Consider the following 22,553-nt stretch of genomic DNA (forward strand, 5'->3'; position numbering starts at 1 on the left):
GAGGCCCGTTCACACCTTCGGTGCCCCTGGGGCAGGGTGGACGATCAGTAACGCCCGAGAATCAAGCTCATCGCCTCGGACCGCGTCTCGGCATGATCACGGAAGTCGCCGCGGACCGCCGACGTCACCGTCTTCGCGCCCGGTTTCCGCACCCCGCGCATCGTCATGCACAGGTGCTCGGCCTCGATCACCACGATCGCGCCACGCGGCTCCAGCACGCTCATCAGCGCGTCGGCGACCTGGCTCGTCAGCCGTTCCTGAACCTGCGGGCGACGCGCGTACACGTCCACCAGCCGGGCCAGCTTCGACAGACCGGTGATCTGGCCCTTTTTGTTGGGGGTGTAACCCACGTGGGCCACCCCGTGGAAAGGCACCAGGTGATGCTCGCAAACGGAGTACACCTCGATGTCCTTCACCAGGACCATCTCTTCGTGGTCGGCGTCGAACACCGTCGTCAGCGCGTCCTCCGGCTGCTGCCGCAGGCCCGCGAACTGCTCGGCGTACGCGCGCGCCACCCTGGCCGGTGTCTCGCGGAGCCCGTCGCGCTCAGGGTCCTCGCCGATTCCGATCAGGATCTCCCGGACGGCCTTCTCGATCCGGGCATGGTCGAACCCGGGCGGCTCCTCCAGGATCCGCGCCTCGCCCTCGACGAACGCCCGGCCGGCGTCACGCGCGGCCTTTTCCGTCTGACGCGCGGTCTTTTCACCCGTCGTCCACCGGTCCCGCTCAGTGCCCGCGGACGGGCCACCGGGGGACGGTGTCCCGTCCCCCGGCTCGCCGTGCGCCGGTCCTTCGTCCCGCGGATGAGCCAACGCGGTCAGCTTTCGCCCTGGGCAGGGTCGGCGACCTCCGAGGCGACGCCGCCCTGGCCGTTGTTCTTGGTCAGGTCGGTGACGTCCTGCGGACCGAGCAGAGCCAGTTCCTTGGGCGTCATGATGGGCGGACGGTCGGACGGAAGCCGCTTGCCGTAGCCGGTGTAGGAGTTCTGGTGCGGCCGCTTCTGGATCGGCTCGAAGATTCGCAGCACCATCTCCTTGGAGAGGGTCTCCTTCTCCATGAGGTTGACGACGAGCTCGTCCAGGACGTCCCGGTACTCCACGAGGATCTCCCACGCCGTGTCGTGCGCGGCCTCGATGTAGCGGCGGACCTCGTCGTCGATAGCGGACGCGATGTCCTCGGAGTAGTCGCGCTCGTGACCCATATCGCGGCCCAGGAACACCTCACCCTGCCCGGTGCCGAACTTACGCGCGCCCAGACGCTCGCTCATGCCGTACTCGGTCACCATGTTGCGGGCGATCGAGCTGGCCTTCTCGATGTCGTTGGCGGCGCCGGTCGTCGGCTCGTGGAACACCAGTTCCTCTGCCGTGCGCCCGCCGAGCAGCATTGCGAGCTGGTCGTTCATCTCCGAACGCGTCGTGAGGAACTTGTCCTCCATGGGGAGGGTCATGGTGTAGCCCAGGGCCCGCCCACGCGGAAGGATCGTCACCTTGTGCACGGGGTCGGAGTTCGGCAGCGCGTGCGCCACCAGAGCGTGCCCACCCTCGTGATAGGCGATGATCTTCTTTTCCTTCTCCGACATCACGCGGGTCTTGCGCTCCGGACCGGCCATGACGCGGTCGATGGACTCCTCCAGGGTGTCCATGTCGATCAGCTTGCGGTCGAAGCGCGCGGTGAGCAGCGCCGCCTCGTTGATCACGTTGGCCAGGTCCGCGCCGGTGAAGCCCGGGGTGCGGCGCGCGATGATGTCCAGCTCGACGTCCGGAGCGAACGGCTTTCCGCGGCCGTGCACGCGCAGGATGCCCTTGCGGCCCTCCAGGTCCGGGCGGTCCACGGTGACCTGGCGGTCGAACCGGCCGGGACGCAGCAGCGCCGGGTCGAGGATGTCGGGACGGTTCGTCGCGGCGATCAGGATCACGCCGCCCTTGACGTCGAACCCGTCCATCTCGACCAGCAGCTGGTTCAGGGTCTGCTCGCGCTCGTCGTGGCCGCCGCCCAGACCCGCGCCGCGGTGCCGGCCGACGGCGTCGATCTCGTCGATGAAGATGATCGAGGGCGCGTTGGTCTTGGCCTGCTCGAACAGGTCACGGACACGGGACGCGCCCACGCCGACGAACATCTCGACGAAGTCCGAACCGGAGATCGAGTAGAACGGGACGCCCGCCTCACCGGCCACCGCACGCGCGAGCAGCGTCTTACCAGTGCCGGGCGGGCCGTACAGAAGCACGCCCTTAGGGATTTTGGCGCCGATCGACTGGAACTTAGCCGGGTTCTGCAGGAAGTCCTTGATCTCTTCCAGTTCCTCCAGGGCCTCGTCGGCCCCGGCCACGTCGGCGAAGGTGGTCTTCGGGGTGTCCTTGGTGATGAGCTTGGCCTTGGACTTGCCGAAGTTCATCACCCGCGAGCCGCCGCCCTGCATCTGGTTCATGATGAACAGGAAGATCAGCACGATGACGACGATGGGCAGCAGGCTGAACAACAGGTTCAGGAAGAAGCTCTGCTTCGGCACGTCGACGTTGTAGCCACCGGACAGCTTGCCCGCATCGGCCTGCTTCTGCAGTTGCTCCTGGAGGCGAAGGCCTTGGCCGTCGACCCAGGAGGCCTGCTGCTGCTTGCCGTTGGTGAGCGTCAGCTCGATCCGCTGGTCCTTGTCAATGATCTTGGCGGACTTGACCTGCCCCGCGTTGATCTCCTGGACGACCTTGGAGGTATCGACCTTCTCGTAGGAACGGCCGGGGTTGACGCCCCACATGACGAGGGCGACCAAGAGGCCGAACAGCAGGATCCACAGCAGCGGCCCGCGAAAATAGCGTTTCACGTCCATTTATCCGGTTACCCCTCCGGGGCCCGTCCCTCCTGACCAACGTCTGCGTACGATCCTCGTCCGTCCCAGGGGACGGACGCCGGGGCGACCAACAATGCGTCCCACGAACGGCCCGGTGCCCAGAGGCTCCGTTCCGCCGTGGCGGCTGTCCCTCGTCTGGCTCCCCGACCCGAGGGCCCGGGACAACGACGGTACACCGCAGGATGCAGAAGACGCAGCCGACGCCGTTCTCCTGCATCCCTTCCATATACCCGTCAACGACCTTTGCAACGATTCGTCACGGTCCCTTTGTTCCCTGAGCAGCCCCGAAGGCCCCTGGGACGTGCTAAACCCCGCCTCCGTACACGTGCGGAGCGAGCGTGCCGACGAACGGCAGGTTCCGATACTTCTCCGAGTAGTCGAGCCCGTACCCGATGACGAACTCGTTCGGGATGTCGAACCCCACGTACCTGACCTCGACGTCGGTCCGGACCGCCTCCGGCTTGCGCAGCAGCGCGCAGATCTCCAGCGACGCGGGGCCGCGCGAGAGCAGGTTGCTCACCAGCCATGACAAGGTCAGGCCCGAGTCGACGATGTCCTCCACGATCAGGACGTGCCGGTCGAGGATGTCGGTGTCGAGGTCCTTGAGGATGCGCACAACGCCTGACGACTTCGTGCCCGAGCCGTAGGACGACACGGCCATCCAGTCCATCGAGGCGGGCGAGTGCAGCGCCCGCGCCAGATCCGCCATGATCATGACGGCGCCCTTGAGGACCCCGACGAGGAGCAGGTCCTTGCCCGCGTAGTCGGCGTCGATCTGCCCCGCGAGCTCCTGCACCTTGGCCTGCAGGTCGGCCTCCGGGATGAGCACCTTCGCCAGGTCCGTGCCCAGGTCCTTCTCGTCCACAACCCCACCCTCATCGCTCAGACCTCGCCCGTCCGGTGGGACGGACATCGCCGCGCGCCGTTTTCGCCGTTCACGCAGCGGGCGCGCCGTGCGAGGTTCGTGTGACGATTCGCACACGGCGCGATGTCAAACCGGGCCGAACAGCAGCTTCCCATACCGCCGAACGGCTCGTAGCCCCCCGGGCAGATCGACGTGCCGCTGGCCGTGCCAGGCCGTGACCAGCCGATCGACCGCATCGACATGGACGGCCGCGAGCGTACCTGGTGGGCTTCCCGCCTTGCCCGCCGCCATCCGCATTACACGAGTACGGACGGCTCTGGGCAGCTCTTCGAGCCCTTCCAGGCGGAGCGCCACGGTGGAGCCGTCTTCAGGAGACTCAAGGTCGTCGTAAGCCTGGGCGGCGAGCTCGTCTAGGGCATCCGCGTCGGCGCGCAGCATCTTCGCCGTGCGCGCCAGCGCTTCGGTCACGCCGGGGCCGAGAGCCTTCTCCAGCGCCGGTAGGGCCTCATGGCGTACGCGCACGCGCGCGTAGGCGGGATCGACGTTGTGGGGGTCGTCCCAGGGTTCGAGCCCCATCGCTTCGCAGGCCCTCCGCATGGTCGCGCGGTCAAGCTCAAGCAAGGGCCTCAGATAGCGGACGCTCCGCTCCCCCTCGCTAATGCCTGTGGCGACAGGGCGGTGGAACTCGGTCGGCATGCCGGACAGCGATCGGGCTCCGGAACCACGCGCCAAACCCAGCAGGACGGTTTCGGCCTGGTCGTCCAGCGTGTGCCCTAGGAGGACGGCCGCAGCGCCGAACCTGTCGGCGGCCTCGTCCAGCGCTCCGTAGCGGGCGTCGCGGGCCGCGTTCTCCGGGCCGCCCGGCCCGTCGACGGTGACCGCGATAGATCCGGACGGGTCAAGGCCAAGGTCCGCCATGGTCCGGACGACGGCGTCGGCGCGTTCTGCGGAACCGTCCTGGAGGCCGTGGTCGATCGTGACACCGGCGGCCAGGCGTCCCGCTCTGGGCGCTTCAAAGGCCAGTGCACCGGCGAGCGCCAGGGAGTCGGCACCGCCGCTGCATGCGGCGACCACCAACCCGCCCTGCGGAAGGTCGGCCAGGGCGCGCCTCACTGCGAGACGTACCGCCGCCACTGCCGGATCAGGCCCCATGAGAAACCTCTACCACCATGCGGCGTTCTGCGCCCGGCAGCGTCGTCGGCTCGACCTCTCCTAGGCTTCGTTGGCCTTAGGCGGGGCGTCCAGGGCGCGCGGGCCGATGACGCGGTCCATCCACAGGGCCGGCTCCTTGATCTCGTCGTGCGTGGGCAGCGTCTCCGGGGACTGCCACACCTGGTTGAAACCGCTCATGCCGACTTCGGTGACGACCCGGCGGACGAACCGCGAACCCTCCGCGTACTGCTTCATCTTCAGGTCGATGCCGAGAAGGCGCCGGATCGTCTTGTCGAGCTTGGAGCCGCCGTCCCGCCGTCCCTGGAAGCGTGACCGGATCTGCTGAACCGACGGCACGACCTCTGGGCCGACGGCGTCCATCACGTAGTCGCCGTGCCCTTCGACCAGCGTCATCACCGCGGTGAGACGGTCGAGGATGGCGCGCTGCTCCGGGCTCTGGATCGCGTCGATGAGGTTGGCGTCGCCGCCGCGCACGGCGTCCGCGACGGCTTCGGCGGCGTCGCGGATGCGGTCCAGCATGACGCCCGGGTCCAGGTCGGACGCAAGCAGGAACTGGGTCATCTGGTCCTGCACGTACTCGCGCAGCCACGAAACCCCGGTGAATTGGGCGCGATGCGTCTCCTCATGCAGGCACACCCATAGGCGGAAGTCATGTGAGTCCACGCCGAGCTCCTGCTCGACGTGCACGATGTTGGGCGCGACCAGAGTCAGCCGTCCTGTCGGCGCACGCCCGGACGGGTCCGGTGGCAGGAACAGCTCGTACTGGCCGAGGACGCGGCTGGCCATGTAGGCGAGGATCGCGCCGACCTGCATTCCGGTGACCCGGGAGCCCACGGCCTGGACGACGACGTTGCCCGCGCCGCCGAGCGCCCCGGGGCCGCGCCGCTCGGACATCTGCTCCATGAGCGGTTCGAGCACCACGCGGAAACCGTCGACGTTCGCCCGGATCCAGCCGGGCCTGTCCACGACGGTCGCCGGGTCGGGATCGAGCTCGGAGGCCATGCCGGTGAAGTCCCGGACATGCCCGTGGGCGATCTTCGACAGCTCGCGCAGCTCCGCCACGACCTCGCGGGCCTCGGCGTGGCTGACCTGCGGCCCCGGCCTGACGAGCCGGGTCCCGGCCTGGACCGCCACGTTCCAGTCGATCATTGAGGCGCTCATGTACTCCACCGTACGTTTCGGACGCGGCGCCGGAGCGCCCTGCACAGTCGTTCAACGAACAACTGTTCTGGTTATCTCCCGTACGGACCCGCCCACACTCCGCCCCAAACCACCAGGTGTCGGTTAGGGCGGTCAGCCACAGCCGCAGGACGCGATGGCCGCCGCCAACTGGTCGAGCTTTCCTGGATCGACTGGTCCCTTACCGTCCCCTGCCATGAGGGCGAAAGCGAGCAAGCGGCCGTCGACGTCGTACGCAAGCCCGGCGAGCGTGCTGACGCCCGCCAGGGTGCCCGTCTTGGCGCGCACCATGCCCGCGCCGGCCCGGCTGACCGCGGCGGTGTAGCGCGGCGGGCTGAGCGTCCCGGAAAAACCGGCGATCGGCAGGCCGGTGATGGCAGAACGGAGCTTCGGGTGCTTGTCGCCTGCGGCGATCGAGACGAGATGGGCCAGTGCGATAGGCGAGATGCGGTTGCGCGTAGACAAACCGCTGCCGTCGTTGACCAAAACCCCCTGCGCGACGCCAAGCTTGGCGATGACCTGCTGGACGGCCTGCGCAGCGTCCGCGAACGTCGCCGGACGGCCCAGCTTCATGGCGACCTGCCTGGCCACCGCCTCAGCCACGTCGTTGTCGCTCTCGGTCAGCAGGTGCTCCACCAGCGCGGACATCGGCGGTGACTGGACGGCGCCGAGCCGCACCGCCCCCTTCTGCGCGACGGTGCTGCGCCCCACCTTCGCGCTGACCCCGTACTTGGAAAGCAACCGCGTGAACTGCTGCGCGGCAGCGGCCGCCGGATCGGCGACCCGCGTCTTCTTCTCTGGGTCAGAGGGAGCCACCCGTCCTTCATCAACTGCCAGTGCAGTGACGGGCGCGACCTCCCCATCAGGCACATAGTTGGGCTTCCATCCCGCTGCTATACGAGGCCCCTGGTAGGCGGACGTGTCGTAGTCAACGCGCACCCGTCCTACACCGGACGCCTTCAGCGCGGTGGCCGTCTGCCTGGCCAGGTCCAAGAGGGACGCATAGGGCGGATGGCCCGCGTCAGGACGCGCCGGAAGGACCGTCAATGTCGGATCTCCGCCTCCGACCAGTACGATCCCGCCACCGGCACCCCGCACGACCTGCGTGGTGATCCTGTGCGCGGGCCCGACCGAGGCCAGTGCCGCCACCGACGTCACCAGTTTCGTGGTCGACGCCGGTGTCGCGGGCCGGTCGGCGCGCCACTCGAACAGGGGCCGGCGGGTCGCCACGTCGACGACCACCGCGCTGATCTTCGCGCGCGGCCCGCCGATCAGCGCCGAGAGCCGTCCGGCCAGGGCGGACGCGTTCGGAGGCCGTCCGTCCGCGAGGGCGGGCGCGGAGAGCGCCGCCGACGCGGGCGCCCGCACGAGGTCGCGAACGGCCACGCTGGGCGGCTGCGGGGTCAGCCGCCGGTCAGGTGTGAGTTTCACCACTGCCGACCCGGCGGCGAGGGCGAAAACGTTAAGGAGGCACAGCGACAGGACTGCGAGGGCACCGGCCCGTCCAGGGACGTGACCGCCCCTCTCCCACTCAGCACTCACCAACGTGCGACATCCTTATATAAGGGAAACACTCACCTGTGGGGACGGCCTCGCCCACGGGCTCCCGAAAGACTATTCACTGCGCGCGCGCAGGGAGCGGAGGACATCTTGGATTTCGACGTCACCATTGAGATCCCGAAGGGCCAGCGGAACAAGTACGAGGTGGACCACGAGACCGGGCGCATCCGGCTCGACCGCATGCTGTTCACCTCGACGCAGTACCCGGCCGACTACGGGTTCGTCGAACACACCCTCGGCGAGGACGGCGACCCCCTGGACGCACTGGTGCTGCTGCAGGAGCCGACGTTCCCCGGCTGCCTCATCCGCTGCCGCGCGGTGGGGATGTTCCGGATGACCGACGAGGCCGGTGGTGACGACAAGGTCCTGTGCGTGCCCGCGACCGACCCCCGCATGGAGCACCTGCGCGACATCCACCACGTCGCCGAGTTCGACCGCTTGGAGATCCAGCACTTCTTCGAGGTCTACAAGGACCTGGAGCCCGGCAAGTCCGTCGAGGGCGCCAGCTGGGTCGGACGCGTCGAGGCCGAGCAGGAGATCGAGCGCTCCCTCAAGCGCGCGGCGGACCTGGGCGGCCACTGAGCGCCGCCAGGCTGTCTGCGTCTGCCGACCTCCAAGACCGACCCGGCTGCGCCAAGCCGGACGTGGTCAACCGGTGCCGAATCCGCTCCCGCGCCGATGTGACACGACTGCGAGAACCCTTCCGCACGGAAACCCCTGCGGAAGGGTTCTCGTCTTCCATCGGACCTCAGTCTCGGCTAGGCCCTGCGTGGTGGCGCGGGCCGCGGACGTATGCGCGGCCTCAGGAGGCGGGACGGGTCGCGCCGATCAGGTCGCCTCGGTAGATGCTGGATATGCGCACTCGTTCACCGGTGTAGGGCGCCTCGACCATCCGGCCCTTGCGAAGGTAGATGCCCACGTGGTGGATAGTGCCGGGATCGGACGTGTCGGTCGCGAAGAAGACGAGGTCACCGGGGGGCAGTTCGTTGATGGGGACGTGGGGTCCTGACGTCCACTGTGTACCCGTCCAGTGGTCGAGCTGTACACCGGCCTTGTGCCAGGCGTACATCGCCAAGCCAGAGCAGTCGAAGCCGACCGTTCCCGCCCCCTGCGCGACTCCGTAGCTCGGGCCTGCCACGGTGCCCCCGCCCCAGGAGTACGGGGTGCCGAGCCACTTGAGTGCCGCTCGCACTGCGACGGCACCGCGCGCCGCCGTCGAGGGCAGGCCCGTGACAGGACGTTTTGAACCGGTGAATTCGGAACGAACCTTGCGTGTCTCGGCCTTCTCCAATGCCCGTTCCCGCGCGCGCTTGACCCGCGCAGCATGCGCCTGAGCTCTCCCAAGCCGACGCTCAAGACGGCGCTTCTCCGCCTCGATGCGCTGCACGGACGCTTGCTGCCTGGCCACCGCGTCCTGCGCGGCCTGCCTAGCCTCATCGGCGCGTTTCGTCGCTGTGCTCTGCTCGGCAAATGCCGCCTGCGCCTGGCGGCGGAACACGTCGGCGACGTTCTTAGACGCCTCCATCCGCTCGACCATTGCAGCCCGTCGTTCGGCGAGCATCTCGACCATCGCGGCGCGGTCCATGGAGCCTTGGGGGCCACCTCTGCCGGTAAGTGCCGCTGCCATCTGGTTGTGGCCGGCGTGGCTGCGGTAAGCCTGCGCAGCGAACGACGCCAGTTCGGCTCGCGTCTCCTCTAGCCTTCGGTCGGCCGCGGCCAGTCGCGCCTGGGTGTCCCTGTACGCCTGCTGTGATCGCTGCAGTTTGAGCCGCTCTCCGTTGTAGCGCTCTATCGCGACCTCTGCGGCGACGGCGAGCCGGTGCAGTTCGCCGTCCGCTTGGGCGAGCATGGCCTTCGTCCGTCCGACCTCGGCGGCCCTTTCCTTGACTCGGTCCTGGCTCCGTTCAACGTCGCTTGCGCTGGGGCCAGGGTCGGCGGGGATGGCCCAGGCGGAAGCGGCCGGTGCCTGCATGCTCACGCCGAGCGCGAGGCTCGCGGAGAAGGCGATCAGCGGCAGTGCTGCACCGCGGAGGGAGGACGGGATCGCGCGACGGGGCTTGGTTGCGCCAGATGCCATGCGCACGTCCTCCCCCAGGAATGTATAGCTTAGCGCAAACAATTCCTTACGAGGAGTAGTTGACTCGGGCAATGGCAGGTACGTCCGCCCACCCCGCCCCGCCGATCAGGAACTGGACGTCGTGCTCGTACCGGGAGCGGCAGACCTGCTCGGCGAGGACGGCTCCGTGGACGGAGACGGGTCAGGTCCGCTGGGCGGCGGCGCGGAGGGCGACGGCTCCGGAGACGACGGCGGCTTGGACGGTGGCGGGTCGGAAGACGGGGGCCTGGACGACGGCGGCTTGGGCCTAGAGGGCGGCGGACTGGTCGGCCGCTGAGTCCCTGGCGGAGTAGACGGTTTCCCAGGGCCGGAACCCGTCGGCGTAGGCGAAGGTGACGGACCCGGGTCCTGAGCGCCGGGTCGCCAGGTGACGTGCACCTGTTTCCTTCCTGGGAAGAACGTGATGATGCCGTTCCCATGGGAGTTCGGCTGGCGTGAGACGTGTACGCGCACGATCACGCTCTGGCCGGCATCCAGATGTCCCGACATGGGATCGACTCGCAGAGGTGCATGGGTCTTGGCTTGCCATGACACCGGTCCGCCCTCTGCGCGCAGCTCTACGGCACCGTCCGCGCCTCCTGCCAGGTCCAGGAAGAGCGGCGAGGCTGCCAGCGCGCCCTTCGCTGAGGAACCCCTCTGTTCGTCGCTGGGGCTGGACGGCCCTTCCGACGGTGTCGGCAGGGCGGTCGGCGGTGCCGACGATACCCGCGAACCCAAGGGGAACGTGGCGGACACGGGAGCGACGTCCAGGTGGGCGGAAGCATCCGGACGGTCCGCGGACGGTCGTCCTGAACCCAACTCCTGCGAAGCCCCAGGAACCACAGTCGGACGCGGACCGGCGACGTTGTTCGCTTCACCTTGGCCTGTGTCGAAGAGCCCGTAGATGGAAGCGACCCCACCCCCGGCAATAAGGGCTACCGCCGTGAGCAGCAGGACCACACGAACGGCATAGGCCCCAAGGCCGGTCGACCCGGAGTCGCCTTCCTCGGGCAAGGACGTCTTCGGCTGGGAGTCCGTTCTGCGGAAGCGACGGAGCCAGAAGAGCGCCCTCGGACCCGACGTCCTGAGCGAACCCGCCGGTTGTTTGGACTGGAGTGGGAATCCGTCGGCGGTGAACTCGGTGACCCTGGTGGCGACGAAGAGCCTGTAGCCGACGAGTTCCGGGTCCAGGAAGCAGCTCATGACCCGGAGCCGGAGTTCGGGCGCAAGGTCAGCGTCCGGCAGCAGCCCGTACACCTTGGCGGCCGACACCGTGCGTGGACGGAAGGCTCCGCAGACGGAGCAGTCCTCCGCGTGCTTCATCAGCCGGCCGTTCAGGTCATGGTCGAACTCGCCGCGCCGTTCCCGCAGCAGCCGGGCACGCTGGGCGCAACCGTACGGACCCTGGTGCGCGAGTATCTCGGCGATCAACGCCTCTTCCAGCTCGGCGTGCGCGCGCTCGAGCGCCGTCTGGGCGTCCTTCAGCGGCACGTCGAACACGGCGGCGAGGTCGGGAACGGACAGTTGGTGCCTGACCCTCAGTTCCAGAATCTCCCGCGAGGTGGGCCGCAGCGCCAGAACCGCCTGCCAGGCCATGATGCGCTGGTCGACGTCCTCCTGGTCATGGCTGGCCACCGGCACGTCCGGTGCCTGGTCTCTGGGCGGCATTCGCCGTGCGCATTCCAGCCTGGCTAGGGCGTAGAGCCAAGGCCCGAACCGGTCCGGGTCGCGCAGCTTGCCGATGTGCGCCTCAGCCACGACGAACGTGTCGCGCAGCGCCACCTGCGCGGCGTCCCTGCAACGCAACTGGAACCAGCAGTAGGCGTAGAGGCGGTCGGCATGAGCGTCGTACATCGCGCCAGGGGCATCGGCGTCGTGCTCACGCAGTGCCTCGACCAGGAGATGGTCGTCCATCCCATAGAAGGTAAGGGCTGCGAGCGCTATTTACCGGCCAATTCAAGGGATCAAACACAGATACCGAACGTCATTCCTCCACTTCGATGATACTTTTCCAGAGTGTCGCAGAAGTGGAGTTCGCGACGTTTGTCCAACCTTGTCTGGACAGGGCAGATCACTGGATGACCAGTAAGATATGTCGGTAAGCGATGAACGCACTACGCAGAGCGAAGGGCTTGGAAATGTAAGTTCACTCTGGAAGAAGTATTTCCATCATCGGCGGTAGGCGCCGCTCAGCGGCCGCCGCCATAGTGGCCACTTGCGCGCTGGTGTAAATGACCGGCTCCCTTGCAATTGCTCGCGGGATGCTCCTCGCCGCATGGAAAAGCACGTCATCGTGCAGTACGCCGTCCCGTGCGACCCGTGGCCCGTGTACGACGACCATCGGTGTGACCGGGACGTCCTGGTCCAACTCTTCGGAGAGCAACTCGGCCACCGTTTCGGCGGCGCGCGCCGCCGCGGCGGCGGTTCCGGTCACTGGCCTAGAGCCCACCCAAAGACGGTTCTGTTCGGTGTGCAGGCGGGTGCCCCAGCGAAGCCGCCTGCTCGCTATCGCGTAGATGCCGGACAAGCCGACCACCAGGTGATCGAGGTTCGTCGGTGGGGCGGGATCGTCCGAGAAGGCCCGGTCATGCAGAACGTGAAAGCCGGCCGGATCCAGGCGCGACAGCCTCCGACCGGTACGCCGTTCGGCCAAAGCGCCTCGACGCCAACTGGTCATGGGGCCTGGCCGGTATCTGACGTACGCGGCGTGTGTGACGAAGAAGAGAACGGCGACTAGGACGCCCACCCACCAGACGCTCAGACCGACCGCGACGACCCCCGCGCCACAAGCCAGCACGGCTCGAACCGCACGCCGTTCCCAGCGATGCTCTGCGGCAAGCGCACGGTAGCGGTACAGGGCCGAGGCCCCGGCGCGCGAAACGCCGACACCGCTGCTGCGCACCGCAAGGCCCCTTCTCCTTCGCCCCCGAAGCCGCACCTGGAGGCTCAAGCGTGCGGCAGCCCAGCGGTTCCAGCAAGGACTTTCCGGAGTCGATCTTGAGATCTACTTGACACTGTCATCGTGACAGTGTCATCATTGAGCCATGGACGGCATCTGGACGATCACCGAGCTGGCGGAACGCGCCGCCGCGGCCCTCGCCGCGGACGGATCCGCACAGGTCAGCGGCCGGGTGCGCGACCTGCCCAACGAGCGGCTGATCCGCTGGTACACCACGATCGGCCTGGTCGACCCGCCCCTCGGCCGCCGCGGCCGCACCGCCTTGTACGGACCGCGCCATCTCCTGCAACTGGTCGCGGTGAAGCGCCGCCAGGCCATCGGCCGCTCGATCGCCGAGATCCAGATCGAACTCGCCGCCGCCACCGACACGGCCCTCGAACGAATCGCCTCGCTTCCGTCCCGGCCGGTCTCGGGCTCCGGCCGCACGCCGTACCCCGTGCCCGAGGCGGCCCGCGAGACCCTGCAGCGTCCCGGGCCATCCGACCGCCCTAGCGCCCACGCGGCCACACCCAACCGCTCCGCACACCAGGGCCCCCACGCCCAAGGGCCTGCCACCGGCTCGTCGGCCGACCCTGCCGGCAAGCAAGCCGACCCTGCGGCCCAGGCAGACCTCGAAGCCGCCGACAACAACCCGGCGGCGGCCTCGCCGGACGCTCGCCCCGGCGATCTCTCAGGCTCCACCACCGATTCGACAGACCCCACGCTTGCCGCCAGTTTCACCACCGCTTCGACAGGCTCCCCGGCCTCAGAAGCAGTGCCTAGGACCTCCAAGGACGCACCGGCGAACGACATGGCCGCCGCCCCGGAAATCCCAGCGGACCGAGAGGAAACGACTGGGCACCGCGGAGACGCCCCCCGCGGAACCTTCTGGAACACGCGTCCCGACGTGTCGTACAGGTCAGCGACCGTGGCCGACGACTACGGCGCACCTCTGCCACCGGTCGTTCAGGGGGTCCGGCTTGCACCCGGCGCCACCCTCCTCCTGGACGCTGCCGCGCTGAACGGCGATGACCTCGCCGCCATCCAGAACGCCGCGCGCCCGTTGCTCGACACGCTCCACCGGCGCGGTCTTCTCGTCCCCGCCGAAAGCCCCGCGATCCCGTACGCCGATCCTTCTCGGAGGTCCCAGTGACCGTGCGCATAATGCCGTTGCCCGAGACCGCGCCATCGGAGCCCGACCACGGGCTGGGCGCGCTCACCACCGACAAGGGCAACCTGCCGCTCGATTCCGTCGACGTGCACGCCTCGATCACCGGGCTCGCCGCCGGCATCGAGGTCGTCCAGGGGTTCCGCAACCCGTACGACATCCCGCTGGAGGCCACCTACATCTTCCCGCTGCCCGACCGCGCCGCCGTCACCGCCATGCGAATGGAGGCCGCCGACCGGGTCATCGAGGGAACGCTGAAAGAGCGCGGCCGGGCTCGGCAGGACTACGACGCCGCGATCGCCGCCGGTCAGCGAGCCGCCATCGCCGAGGAAGACCGTCCGGACGTCTTCACCATGCGGGTCGGCAACATCCTGCCGGGCGAACGCGTGACGATCAGGCTCGCACTCGACCAGCCCCTGCCGCACGAGTCGGCGTCCAGCGCGACGTTCCGCTTCCCGCTGGTCGTCGCGCCCCGCTACATCCCGGGAGCCCCGTTGGACGGCGAGCGGGCCGGGTCCGGAGTCGCCGACGACACCGACGCCGTGCCGGACGCCTCCCGGATCAGTCCGCCCGTCCTGCTGCCCGGCTTCCCCAACCCGGTCCGGCTGGCCGTCACCGTCGACATCGACCCCGCCGGCCTGCCGCTGACCCAGATCCGCTCGGCGTTGCACGTGGTGGCCGAGGAGGGCGACGGCGAACGCACCACGGTGCGGCTCCGGCCGGGCGAACGGCTCGACCGCGACTTCATCCTCCGGCTCGACTTCGCCTCGCACGAGAGCGCGGCCCTCACCCTGACCCCGGACGAATCCGGCGAAGAAGGAACGTTCAGCCTCACCGTGCTCCCCTCCGGGGAGACCCGCCCGAGCCCCCGTGACGTCGTGCTCGTCCTCGACCGTTCCGGCAGCATGCAGGGCTGGAAGATGGTCGCCGCCCGTCGCGCCGCCGCCCGCATCGTCGACACGCTCCGCACCGAGGACCGATTCGCCGTCCTGTCCTTCGACACCGTCATCGAACGTCCCCGCGACCTCGGCACCGGCCTGGTGGACGGCACCGACCGCAACCGGTTCCGCGCGGTCGAACACCTGTCGGCGCTGAGCCCGCGCGGCGGCACCGAGATGCTGGCCCCGCTCGACGAGGGCTGCCGCCTGCTCGGCGACTCCGCGCGCGACCGGGTGCTCGTCCTCATCACCGACGGCCAGGTCGGCAACGAAGACCAGCTCCTCGCCCATCTCGAACCCCGGCTGCCGGGCGTCCGCGTCCACGCCGTCGGCATCGACCAGGCGGTCAATGCCGGCTTCCTGAACCGGCTCGCCGCCATCGGCCAGGGGCGCTGCGAACTGGTCGAGTCCGAGGATCGCCTGGACGAGGCGATGGAGCACATCCATCACCGGATCGCCGCGCCGCTCGCGACCGGGCTCTCCCTCCGCTCCGACGGCCTGGAGATCGTCCCCGACTCCGTGGCACCGGCCCGGCTGGGCGCGCTGTTCCCCGATGTGCCGCTGGTCGTCGCAGGGCGTTTCCGCGGTGCCCCGGTCGGGTCCCTGTCCGTCCGCGGTACCGCGTCCGGTGGACAGGCCTGGGAGCAGCACGCCACAGGCACCGTCGCCAAGAATCCAGCCGCGACGTCCATCTGGGCTCGCGCACACTTGCGCGACCTCGAAGACCGCTACGCGGCTCGCGGCCTAGAAGACCTGGAAAAGCGCATCGTCGACACATCGCTCCGCTTCGGCGTCCTGTGCCGGTTCACCGCGTTCGTGGCCGTGGACAGCCGGGTGGTGACCGATGGCGACACTCCGCACCAGGTCGTCCAACCGGTGGAGATGCCGAGGGGTTGGGCGGCGCCCACAGCCCCAGCGAGAACGATGCACGCCGCCTTCTCTGCCGCCGCCCCGGAAGCTCTCCTGGCAGCCGACGCCGCGCCTCCCTTGGCTCCGGGATCCCCACCGCCGTTCGCGTATGGCGCCGCACCGCCCACCGGCCCGCCTACGCGAGGGTCCAGCCGATCCCTCGACAGGCAATCGGCCACAGGCGGAGGCCCGGTGTCGCCGCGCCGCGCCCGCTCGGCTCCCGCCGCCACCGAGTTCCAGCAGGAACTCGGCAACGTGCTCGAACGCCTCCGCCAGCTCCCCGACACGCATGATCAGCGCGCGCACCACCTGCTGGGCGACCTCCTCCCCATCCTCGAGTCGATCATCCAGCGAATGGAGGCACAGCAGCTCGACACCACGTCCCTCACCGCCCTACGCGACGACCTACGCCGCCTGCACCCCACATCGGACGAGGCCACCGTCAACGACCTATGGACCCGCGCACTCCAGGTCCTCAGCGACTACACCGGAGCCCCCGCACCCCGCCGCCCCTTCTGGAAGCGCAACCCCTAATCACCAATCCCGCATAGCCCCGGCCCGGGGGCTATGCGGAACACCACGGCTCACCACACCGCCGAGCGCAGACCACAAGGCCCGCGCACCGAGAACCCACAGAAGGGAGCGAGCGGAACCCACAGGCGGCGTGAGAGGACCGCCTCGTCCTGCGTGTGCGCGGACGCAGACGAACGGGTCTAGTCCGGCCTCGTTCCACGACGTCAAGGAATCAGGCCCCGAGTCGGGCACACGGGCTCCCGCCGCCCGCCAGGCACCGGCGGAGGTGCCGCGCCCGAAGGGGCACTCGGCTCCCGTCGGCTGGCTGCGCTGGGGTGCACGCCGTGCCCCACGGAACGCGCCGTCCCGCACCGTGGCACGCGCTGGCAAGCGTGCGCAGGCACAGCGACGTGCCGGGCCCTCGACACGACGCCGCGCCACTCTCGACACGACGCCGCGCCACTGAGGAAGGCGACTCCCGCAGCCGCCCCCCTCCTAGTTGCCGGTCAACGGTGATGGGCTCCGACGCGGCGTCAGCCATGCCCCCCGTGTAGTGGCCATGCGCCCCCGTGCAGTGGGCATCGCGCTGCCGTCCATCGGCCCCGTGCAGTGGCCATCGCCCCCGTGCGGTGGGCATCGCCCCCGTGCGGTGGTCGTGCGCCTCCGTGGGACGACGAGCACCGGCGCGCGGGCCGACCGCAGCGGCAGTACGCCCGCGCGCCTTGGCTCGGGTCGGTCGTGCAGCCGGTGGCGCACTGCGCGCGAGATCCAGCGACCTCGGCGTCCGAGCCACCGAGACCACACGCGCTCCGCGCAGGCCAGGCGCCAGCTCGACCGCAGCGGCAGCTCGACCGCGCGCCCTTGTTCGAGGTGCGGTGCAGCCAGTGGCGCACCACGCAGAATCCAGCGACCTCCGCGTCCAAGCCACCGAGACCACACGCGCTCCGCGCAGGCCAGGCACTAACTCGGCCGCAGCGGCAGCTCGCCCGCGCGCCAAATGATCGGGATGTCACGCAGCCGGTGGTGCGTCACGCAGGATCCAGCGACCTCGGCGTCCAGGCCGCCGAGATCGCACGCGGGCCGCGCAGTCCAGGCGCTAGTCCACCGCGAGCCCTGGCTCCGCAGCGCAAAGAGACCGAATTGATCGAGGAGTTCAGGAGGAGTCGTTCTGAGAGGTCTTGATTCAGCACGCCCGTCAGAGATGCGCGGGCAACGGACGTCGCCTTCGTCGCCCGTGAGCCTTCGGAGCAGTGGTCGGGGGCAGAGGCAGTCGGGCAGTAGAAGCGTTGACTTACCACTGCGGGGGAGGAGCGGGAACACCGGGCGCCGGCTTGGTCCGCCGCGAGCCACTGGAGCAGTGGTCGTCCAGGGAGGCAATCGTAGGGATGGGTGCGGGGACGCACTCTGGGTGAGTGCGTCCCCGCGTGGTGGGTCGTCGGTTCGGTCAGGCGTGCTTGGGGCGGTAGCGGCGCAGGAGCGGCACCAGGTTCAGCGCCAAGCCGACCACGGCGACGGCGCCGACCAGGTTGACGCCCGGGTTGAACTCGCCGAAGCCATCGCCACCCGCGGCCGTTCCGCCCGCGACCAGGGCGGTGACGACCGCCAAGACCAGGGCGGCGCCGACCTGTCCCGATGTCTGGACGAGACCGGACGCCAGCCCCTGCTCGGAGTCGTCGATCCCGTCCGTCGCCTGCCCCATGATCGAGCTGAACCCGAAGGCGAACCCGCCGCCCAGCAGGAGCATCGTCGGCAGGATCGTGAACAGGTAGTGCGGAGAGTTCCCGGCCGTGGCCAGGAACCATCCGTAGCCGAGGGTCAGGGACGTCATGGAGCTGATGATCAGACGGGGCGTCCCATACCGGTCGATCAGGCGGCCGACGAACGGGGAGCCGAAGGCCACGACGAGTCCGGCGGGCAGCAACGCCATGGCCATCTTCAGCGGAGACCAGCGCAGCACGTCCTGCAGGTAGAGCGTCATCATGAACTGGAAGCTCAGGTAGGACCCGAACAGGGCGACGATGCTCAGATTGGCCCGGACGATCGTTCCGATCCGCAGGATGCCCAGCCGGATCAGCGGGTGCCGCACCTTCTTCTCAGTGACGAAGAAGGCGGCCAGCAGTGCCGCAGCCAGTGTGACCGAGCCCAGCGTGACCGGGTCGAGCCAGCCCCGCTCGGGCGCGGAAACAACGGTGTAAACGGCCAGCAGCATGCCGCCGGTGAGCGTCACGGCGCCGACAATGTCGTGGCCGCCGCCCGCTGCCGGCTTGTCCCGCGGGATCAGCGCGAGGCCAGCGATAAGGGCGAGAACGGCGAGGGGCACGGGCGTCAGGAACGTCCAACGCCATCCGAAGCTTGTCAGCAGACCACCGAGGATCAGGCCGGACGAATATCCGCTGGCGCCGAACACCGAGAAGACGGAGAGCGCCCGGTTGCGAGCGGGCCCCTCGTGGAACGTGGTGGTCAAGATGGACAGGGCGGTCGGCGCGGTGAACGCGGCGGCGAGCCCCTTGACGAAACGGGTGGCGATCAACAACGTGCCGTCGTCCACCAGCCCGCCGACCAGCGACGCGAGGGCGAAAACGGCCAGCGCGGTGAGGAAGACCTTCCGGCGTCCGAGCAGATCGGCGGTGCGTCCGCCCAGCAGGAGCAGCCCGCCGTAGCCAAGGACGTAACCGTTCACGATCCACTGCAGCGACGTGGTCGAAAGGCCCAGCTCGGCGCCGATGGACGGCAACGCGACGCCCACCATCGAGACGTCGAGGCCGTCCAGGAACAACACAGCGCACAGGACCGCGAGGACTCCCCACAGCCGGGGAGTCCAGGTCTGTTCGGCCGGCGCGCTCTCGGCGGCCGGCGCACGGACGGAGGAGGCAGGTGAGGTGTCAGCGATAGTCACGTCGAAGGACGGTACATGCGCATGCATCAAATGTCTACGCACTAAATTCTGTAGAATTTAATTCTCATGCATCAGATGCGTGCGCATGCTAGGATGCGCGGCATGAAAGCGGAGGCTGCACTCGTCGGCCGCTGGCGCGAGCTGGCGACCTGCTACAACGCGGTGGCCTGCGCCCTCGACCGCGCCCTCCAGGACGCCCACGGCCTCAGCATGAGCGAGTACGAGACGCTCGACCGCCTCGTTGACGCCAACTGTGAGAAGCGCCGCATGCAGGAGATCGCCGCGGCCATGTACCTCAGCCAGAGCGCCCTCTCACGCACCGTCGCCCGCCTGGAGAAGCACGGATACGTGCAACGCGGTCTCTGCGAAGCCGACCGTCGCGGTGTATTCGTCGAGATCACCGACGCGGGCCGCCGATGCCACGCCGACGCCCGCGAAACCCACCTGAGAATCCTCGCCGAGCACCTAGCACCGGCACCCTGATCCGGCCCCTTACCGCTCGCGCCCTCCCCCGCTCACCCCTGCCCGACGTCCGCCACGCAGCTTGCACACGGGCACACGCCGAGACGTTTGACCACCCTGCCCCGAGCCCGTCCAGAAGCCCGGTTCGCGGCCCGGCCAGTCAGCAACCCGAGCACCGCCAGGTTCGCAGCAGCGAAGTCGGCGTTGGGAGCGCTGCACGGACCCGCGGCTGATCAGGTACGCAGCGCGGACGCCGCAGCTACGCCTGCCGCAACGCCGTCGGCGACCCTGCTCGAACTAACTATTCGAACAACCGACTGAGGCACAAAGCAGCCCAAGAGCCACGACCGTCGTCTCCCGGACGCATCGCGGGCGGCCAAGGCGGAGGGCCGGGTCACGTCCTGCGACACAGCGCCATGTGGGCGTTGTTCGACATCGCTATCCGCCGCCCGTAGATCGCGCTGATGGACCCGGCTCAACCGACTATCGCCGCCTTCAACCCCGCCTCACGCTTCGTCATCGCTGGTTCGGTCCTGGACCAGAGGCGACAGATTTCCGGGAGACAGGTGGTCATAGCTCCGGCCGTCCGCCGGCGTCCACCATGGTTGTCGCTCAGTTAGTCGCTCACCGAAGCCCGCCATAGGGCGGGCCGACCGCGGATAGCGGGCTGGCGCCGCTGGCGATGGACAACGTGGCGGCCGTGGGCGAAGTCGACCCTGTCGGGCAACGGGCGAGCTGCTCAACGGCGACGGCAACGCGCTCGGCCCACCCGCCTTGTTCGGCCACGCCCACCGCGGGTGTGCCGGCCGCCGGTCCGGTGCGGTCCGCAGCGGGCTGTACCACTACACCGGCAACGTCCTGCCCGGGCCGCCACCTGGCCGGGCGTGCCTTCAGCGGCGCCAGTTCGGCGCGGTTGATCGAGAAGGCGCGGACTCCGACAACCGCCTGCCCGGGCCGCGGCGTCGCCCGCCCGGCCCGTGGCTCCGGCGCCTCATTGAACAGACTCTCGCTGATGTGTCCGGAGCATGTGAACAGCAGGCACTGGTCAACTTTCGAATCTCGCGTCTGGGATACGGGCTGAAAAGCAAGGAGGTCAGTTACAGGGAAGGGACCGCGGGAGCCCGAACCACGGAAGGACGCTGTTGTCGAAACGGGTCACGGCGCTGATCCGATCGCCGGCCAAGGTGAGGACCACGAGCCCCGTCCCACGCCGGATGCCATCGCTGCCCGAGCGCAGATAAGTACCGAATGCCGGTTGGCCGTTCGCGCGCGTAGGCACCAGGTGGTACTTCCGGTTGGCGCTCATGAGCGCGGCGTAGAACCCGGAGACGGCGTCGCGGCCGAGGTACTCAAGCGGCATCGGCGGCATGGAGACGCGAGCGTCGTCGGTGAGCAGGCCGACCAGGGCGTCGACGTCGCCGGATTCGTAGGCACGGGCGAACTTCGCCACGAGTGCCTCTTCGGCTGGCGAGGCGGGCGCAGGTGGTGAATCGTCCATTCCGCTCGGCGGGATTCGCCGGTGCAGCGTGGCGCGTGCCCGTTTGAGTGCGCTGTTGACCGAATCGACGGAAGAGTCGAGCATGTCGGCGACCTCGGCCGCCGGGTAGCCGAGCACCTCGCGCAAGATCAGGACGGCACGTTGGCGTGCCGGCAGGATCTGCAGCGCGGTGACGAACGCCAGCGAGATGGACTCTTTCTGCTCATAGCGTGCTTCCGGTCCGAGCGGCGCGGCGATCGCACCGTCGAGGAGAGCGTCAGGGTACGGCTCCAGCCACACGACTTCGCTGAGCCTGCTCGGCTCCGGCGGTTCGATCTCGGGCACATCCCACTCCTTTGCCGGGCGACGGCTGGCCGAGCGAATCGCGTTGAGGCACTGGTTCGTGGCGATCCGGTACAGCCAGGTGCGGATCGAGGCACGCCCCTCGAACCGGTCAAGTGCCCGCCACGCCGCGAGCAGCGTGTCTTGCAAAGCGTCCTCGGCGTCCTGGAACGAGCCGAGCAGCCGGTAGCAATGCATGTGCAACTCCCGGCGATGTGGCTCGGTCAGCTGCCGGAACGCCTCGCCATCGCCGGCCTGCGCCCTAGCGATCAGCTCGCTCGCTGTCACGTCTCATCACCCCGCCTGGTGTCAGTTCTTGCCAGCCCTTCTCCGGTTCTGACACCGGGCCGGCCCAGAACTGGGCGCGCCACGCCCGCCCAATTCCTCCACAGCGTGGTGTCTGCACCATCGACAGCTCGATTCCACCTCATGAGGAGCACACACATGACACTCACGGGCAAGACAGTCCTGGTTACCGGAGCCAACCGCGGCATCGGAAGGGCGCTGGTCGAGGAGGCGCTGAGTAGGGGCGCCGAACGGGTCTACGCCGGCACACGACAGGCCCTGAACCCTACGGATGAGCGCGTCACGCCCCTGGTCCTGGACCTGACGGATGCCGCCCAGATCAACCTCGCCGCCGAGACCGTTGATTCGCTCGATGTCCTGATCAACAACGCGGGCGTCTACGGCTATGAAGACCTGGCCGATCGAGCCGCCCTCGAACAGCATCTCGCGGTCAACCTCTTCGGCCCCTACGCCGTCACGCAGGCCTTCCTGCCCCGGCTCATCGAGTCGCAAGGCGCGATCGTCAACGTGCTGTCATTGGCTGCGGTGGCTGCCGTGCCCATCAGTCCTGCGTACTCGATCTCCAAGGCGGCTGCCTTCTCGTTGACGCAGTCGCTGCGTGCCACTCTCGCCGGCCAGAGCGTGGACGTCCACGCCGTACTGCCCGGTCCCGTGGACACCGACATGGTGCGCGACCTCGAGATCCCGAAGGCGTCACCACAGTCGGTAGCCGCAGCCATCCTCGACGCGCTGGACAAGGGAGAGGACGAGATCTTCCCCGATCCCTTCTCACAGGCGCTTGCCGATGGCTGGAACAGCGGAGCGGTCAAGGCGCTCGAACGTCAGAACGCGGCGCTCGTCGGCGCGGCCCAGAACCAGTAGCGGAAGAGCATACCAATGACTACGAGTCT

At 68.8% G+C, this 22,553-nt stretch carries 16 protein-coding genes; 5 read left to right on the top strand and 11 right to left on the bottom strand.

The genetic code is table 11. The features are described from left to right. Positions 1-44: 44 nt before the first annotated feature. From folE to dacB, 6 genes are all read right to left on the bottom strand, one after another. Complete coding sequence (folE, locus tag E1287_RS18910; protein WP_131966308.1) at positions 45-632, bottom strand: GTP cyclohydrolase I FolE; 588 nt, start codon at positions 630-632, stop codon at positions 45-47. 185 nt (positions 633-817) lie between these two features. Further along, positions 818-2,821, bottom strand: a complete 2,004-nt coding sequence (gene ftsH, locus E1287_RS18915; RefSeq protein WP_131966287.1) for an ATP-dependent zinc metalloprotease FtsH — start codon at positions 2,819-2,821, stop codon at positions 818-820. Positions 2,822-3,146: 325 nt separating this feature from the next. Further along, positions 3,147-3,707 carry a hypoxanthine phosphoribosyltransferase gene (hpt, locus tag E1287_RS18920; protein ID WP_131966288.1) on the bottom strand — a complete coding sequence of 187 codons (561 nt, stop codon included), beginning with the start codon at positions 3,705-3,707 and terminating at the stop codon, positions 3,147-3,149. 126 nt (positions 3,708-3,833) lie between these two features. Further along, positions 3,834-4,859 (bottom strand): tRNA lysidine(34) synthetase TilS, encoded by a 1,026-nt coding sequence (gene tilS, locus E1287_RS18925; protein ID WP_131966289.1) that lies wholly within the window; start codon positions 4,857-4,859, stop codon positions 3,834-3,836. Positions 4,860-4,919: 60 nt separating this feature from the next. Further along, the gene (locus tag E1287_RS18930; protein WP_131966309.1) at positions 4,920-6,029 is read right to left on the bottom strand and encodes a zinc-dependent metalloprotease; all 1,110 of its coding nucleotides are present in this window, start codon (positions 6,027-6,029) and stop codon (positions 4,920-4,922) included. Between the two features lie 144 nt (positions 6,030-6,173). Then, the gene (gene dacB, locus E1287_RS18935) at positions 6,174-7,601 is read right to left on the bottom strand and encodes a D-alanyl-D-alanine carboxypeptidase/D-alanyl-D-alanine-endopeptidase (RefSeq protein WP_279505583.1); all 1,428 of its coding nucleotides are present in this window, start codon (positions 7,599-7,601) and stop codon (positions 6,174-6,176) included. A 108-nt stretch (positions 7,602-7,709) separates the two neighbouring features. On the opposite strand from dacB, the gene E1287_RS18940 reads away from it, so the two are divergent. Beyond that, positions 7,710-8,201: an inorganic diphosphatase gene (locus E1287_RS18940; RefSeq protein ID WP_131966290.1), complete on the top strand. Its 492-nt coding sequence runs from the start codon at positions 7,710-7,712 to the stop codon at positions 8,199-8,201. A 220-nt stretch (positions 8,202-8,421) separates the two neighbouring features. On the opposite strand, the gene E1287_RS18945 is transcribed toward E1287_RS18940, so the two are convergent. The 3 genes from E1287_RS18945 to E1287_RS18965 form a co-directional block, all read right to left on the bottom strand. Further along, positions 8,422-9,696 carry an NlpC/P60 family protein gene (locus E1287_RS18945; protein WP_131966291.1) on the bottom strand — a complete coding sequence of 425 codons (1,275 nt, stop codon included), beginning with the start codon at positions 9,694-9,696 and terminating at the stop codon, positions 8,422-8,424. A gap of 105 nt (positions 9,697-9,801) precedes the next feature. Further along, positions 9,802-11,628, bottom strand: a complete 1,827-nt coding sequence (locus E1287_RS43830; RefSeq protein WP_207934304.1) for a sigma-70 family RNA polymerase sigma factor — start codon at positions 11,626-11,628, stop codon at positions 9,802-9,804. Between the two features lie 232 nt (positions 11,629-11,860). Beyond that, entirely contained in the window at positions 11,861-12,616 is a 756-nt protein-coding gene (locus E1287_RS18965) for a nuclease-related domain-containing protein (protein WP_131966295.1), read from the bottom strand. Between the two features lie 142 nt (positions 12,617-12,758). Here E1287_RS18965 and E1287_RS45720 point away from each other — a divergent pair, with 142 nt between their 5' ends. Continuing rightward, the gene (locus E1287_RS45720) at positions 12,759-13,805 is read left to right on the top strand and encodes a MerR family transcriptional regulator (protein WP_243719186.1); all 1,047 of its coding nucleotides are present in this window, start codon (positions 12,759-12,761) and stop codon (positions 13,803-13,805) included. Positions 13,806-13,816: 11 nt separating this feature from the next. Further along, complete coding sequence (locus tag E1287_RS18975; RefSeq protein WP_131966296.1) at positions 13,817-16,201, top strand: VIT domain-containing protein; 2,385 nt, start codon at positions 13,817-13,819, stop codon at positions 16,199-16,201. Between the two features lie 1,423 nt (positions 16,202-17,624). Here the strand turns inward: E1287_RS18975 and E1287_RS18980 are convergent. Continuing rightward, entirely contained in the window at positions 17,625-19,076 is a 1,452-nt protein-coding gene (locus tag E1287_RS18980) for an MFS transporter (RefSeq protein WP_243719187.1), read from the bottom strand. Between the two features lie 102 nt (positions 19,077-19,178). On the opposite strand from E1287_RS18980, the gene E1287_RS18985 reads away from it, so the two are divergent. Beyond that, positions 19,179-19,559, top strand: a complete 381-nt coding sequence (locus E1287_RS18985; protein WP_131966298.1) for a MarR family transcriptional regulator — start codon at positions 19,179-19,181, stop codon at positions 19,557-19,559. A 1,072-nt stretch (positions 19,560-20,631) separates the two neighbouring features. On the opposite strand, the gene E1287_RS18990 is transcribed toward E1287_RS18985, so the two are convergent. Beyond that, complete coding sequence (locus tag E1287_RS18990) at positions 20,632-21,645, bottom strand: sigma-70 family RNA polymerase sigma factor (protein ID WP_131966299.1); 1,014 nt, start codon at positions 21,643-21,645, stop codon at positions 20,632-20,634. A gap of 156 nt (positions 21,646-21,801) precedes the next feature. Between E1287_RS18990 and E1287_RS18995 the strand changes: the two genes are divergently transcribed. Further along, complete coding sequence (locus tag E1287_RS18995) at positions 21,802-22,524, top strand: SDR family NAD(P)-dependent oxidoreductase (RefSeq protein WP_207934306.1); 723 nt, start codon at positions 21,802-21,804, stop codon at positions 22,522-22,524. Positions 22,525-22,553 lie beyond the last annotated feature (29 nt).

Origin of the sequence: Actinomadura sp. KC06 (genome assembly GCF_004348735.1) — a bacterium.
GTDB lineage: Bacteria > Actinomycetota > Actinomycetes > Streptosporangiales > Streptosporangiaceae > Spirillospora.

Excerpts from the sequence above, each read along its gene's own strand:
- ftsH (WP_131966287.1), bottom strand. The coding sequence starts at position 2,821 with ATGGACGTGAAACGCTATTTTCGCGGGCCGCTGCTGTGGATCCTGCTG.
- tilS (WP_131966289.1), bottom strand. The coding sequence starts at position 4,859 with ATGGGGCCTGATCCGGCAGTGGCGGCGGTACGTCTCGCAGTGAGGCGC.
- E1287_RS18930 (WP_131966309.1), bottom strand. The coding sequence starts at position 6,029 with ATGATCGACTGGAACGTGGCGGTCCAGGCCGGGACCCGGCTCGTCAGG.
- E1287_RS18945 (WP_131966291.1), bottom strand. The coding sequence starts at position 9,696 with ATGGCATCTGGCGCAACCAAGCCCCGTCGCGCGATCCCGTCCTCCCTC.
- E1287_RS43830 (WP_207934304.1), bottom strand. The coding sequence starts at position 11,628 with ATGGACGACCATCTCCTGGTCGAGGCACTGCGTGAGCACGACGCCGAT.
- E1287_RS45720 (WP_243719186.1), top strand. The coding sequence starts at position 12,759 with ATGGACGGCATCTGGACGATCACCGAGCTGGCGGAACGCGCCGCCGCG.
- E1287_RS18975 (WP_131966296.1), top strand. The coding sequence starts at position 13,817 with ATGCCGTTGCCCGAGACCGCGCCATCGGAGCCCGACCACGGGCTGGGC.
- E1287_RS18985 (WP_131966298.1), top strand. The coding sequence starts at position 19,179 with ATGAAAGCGGAGGCTGCACTCGTCGGCCGCTGGCGCGAGCTGGCGACC.
- E1287_RS18995 (WP_207934306.1), top strand. The coding sequence starts at position 21,802 with ATGACACTCACGGGCAAGACAGTCCTGGTTACCGGAGCCAACCGCGGC.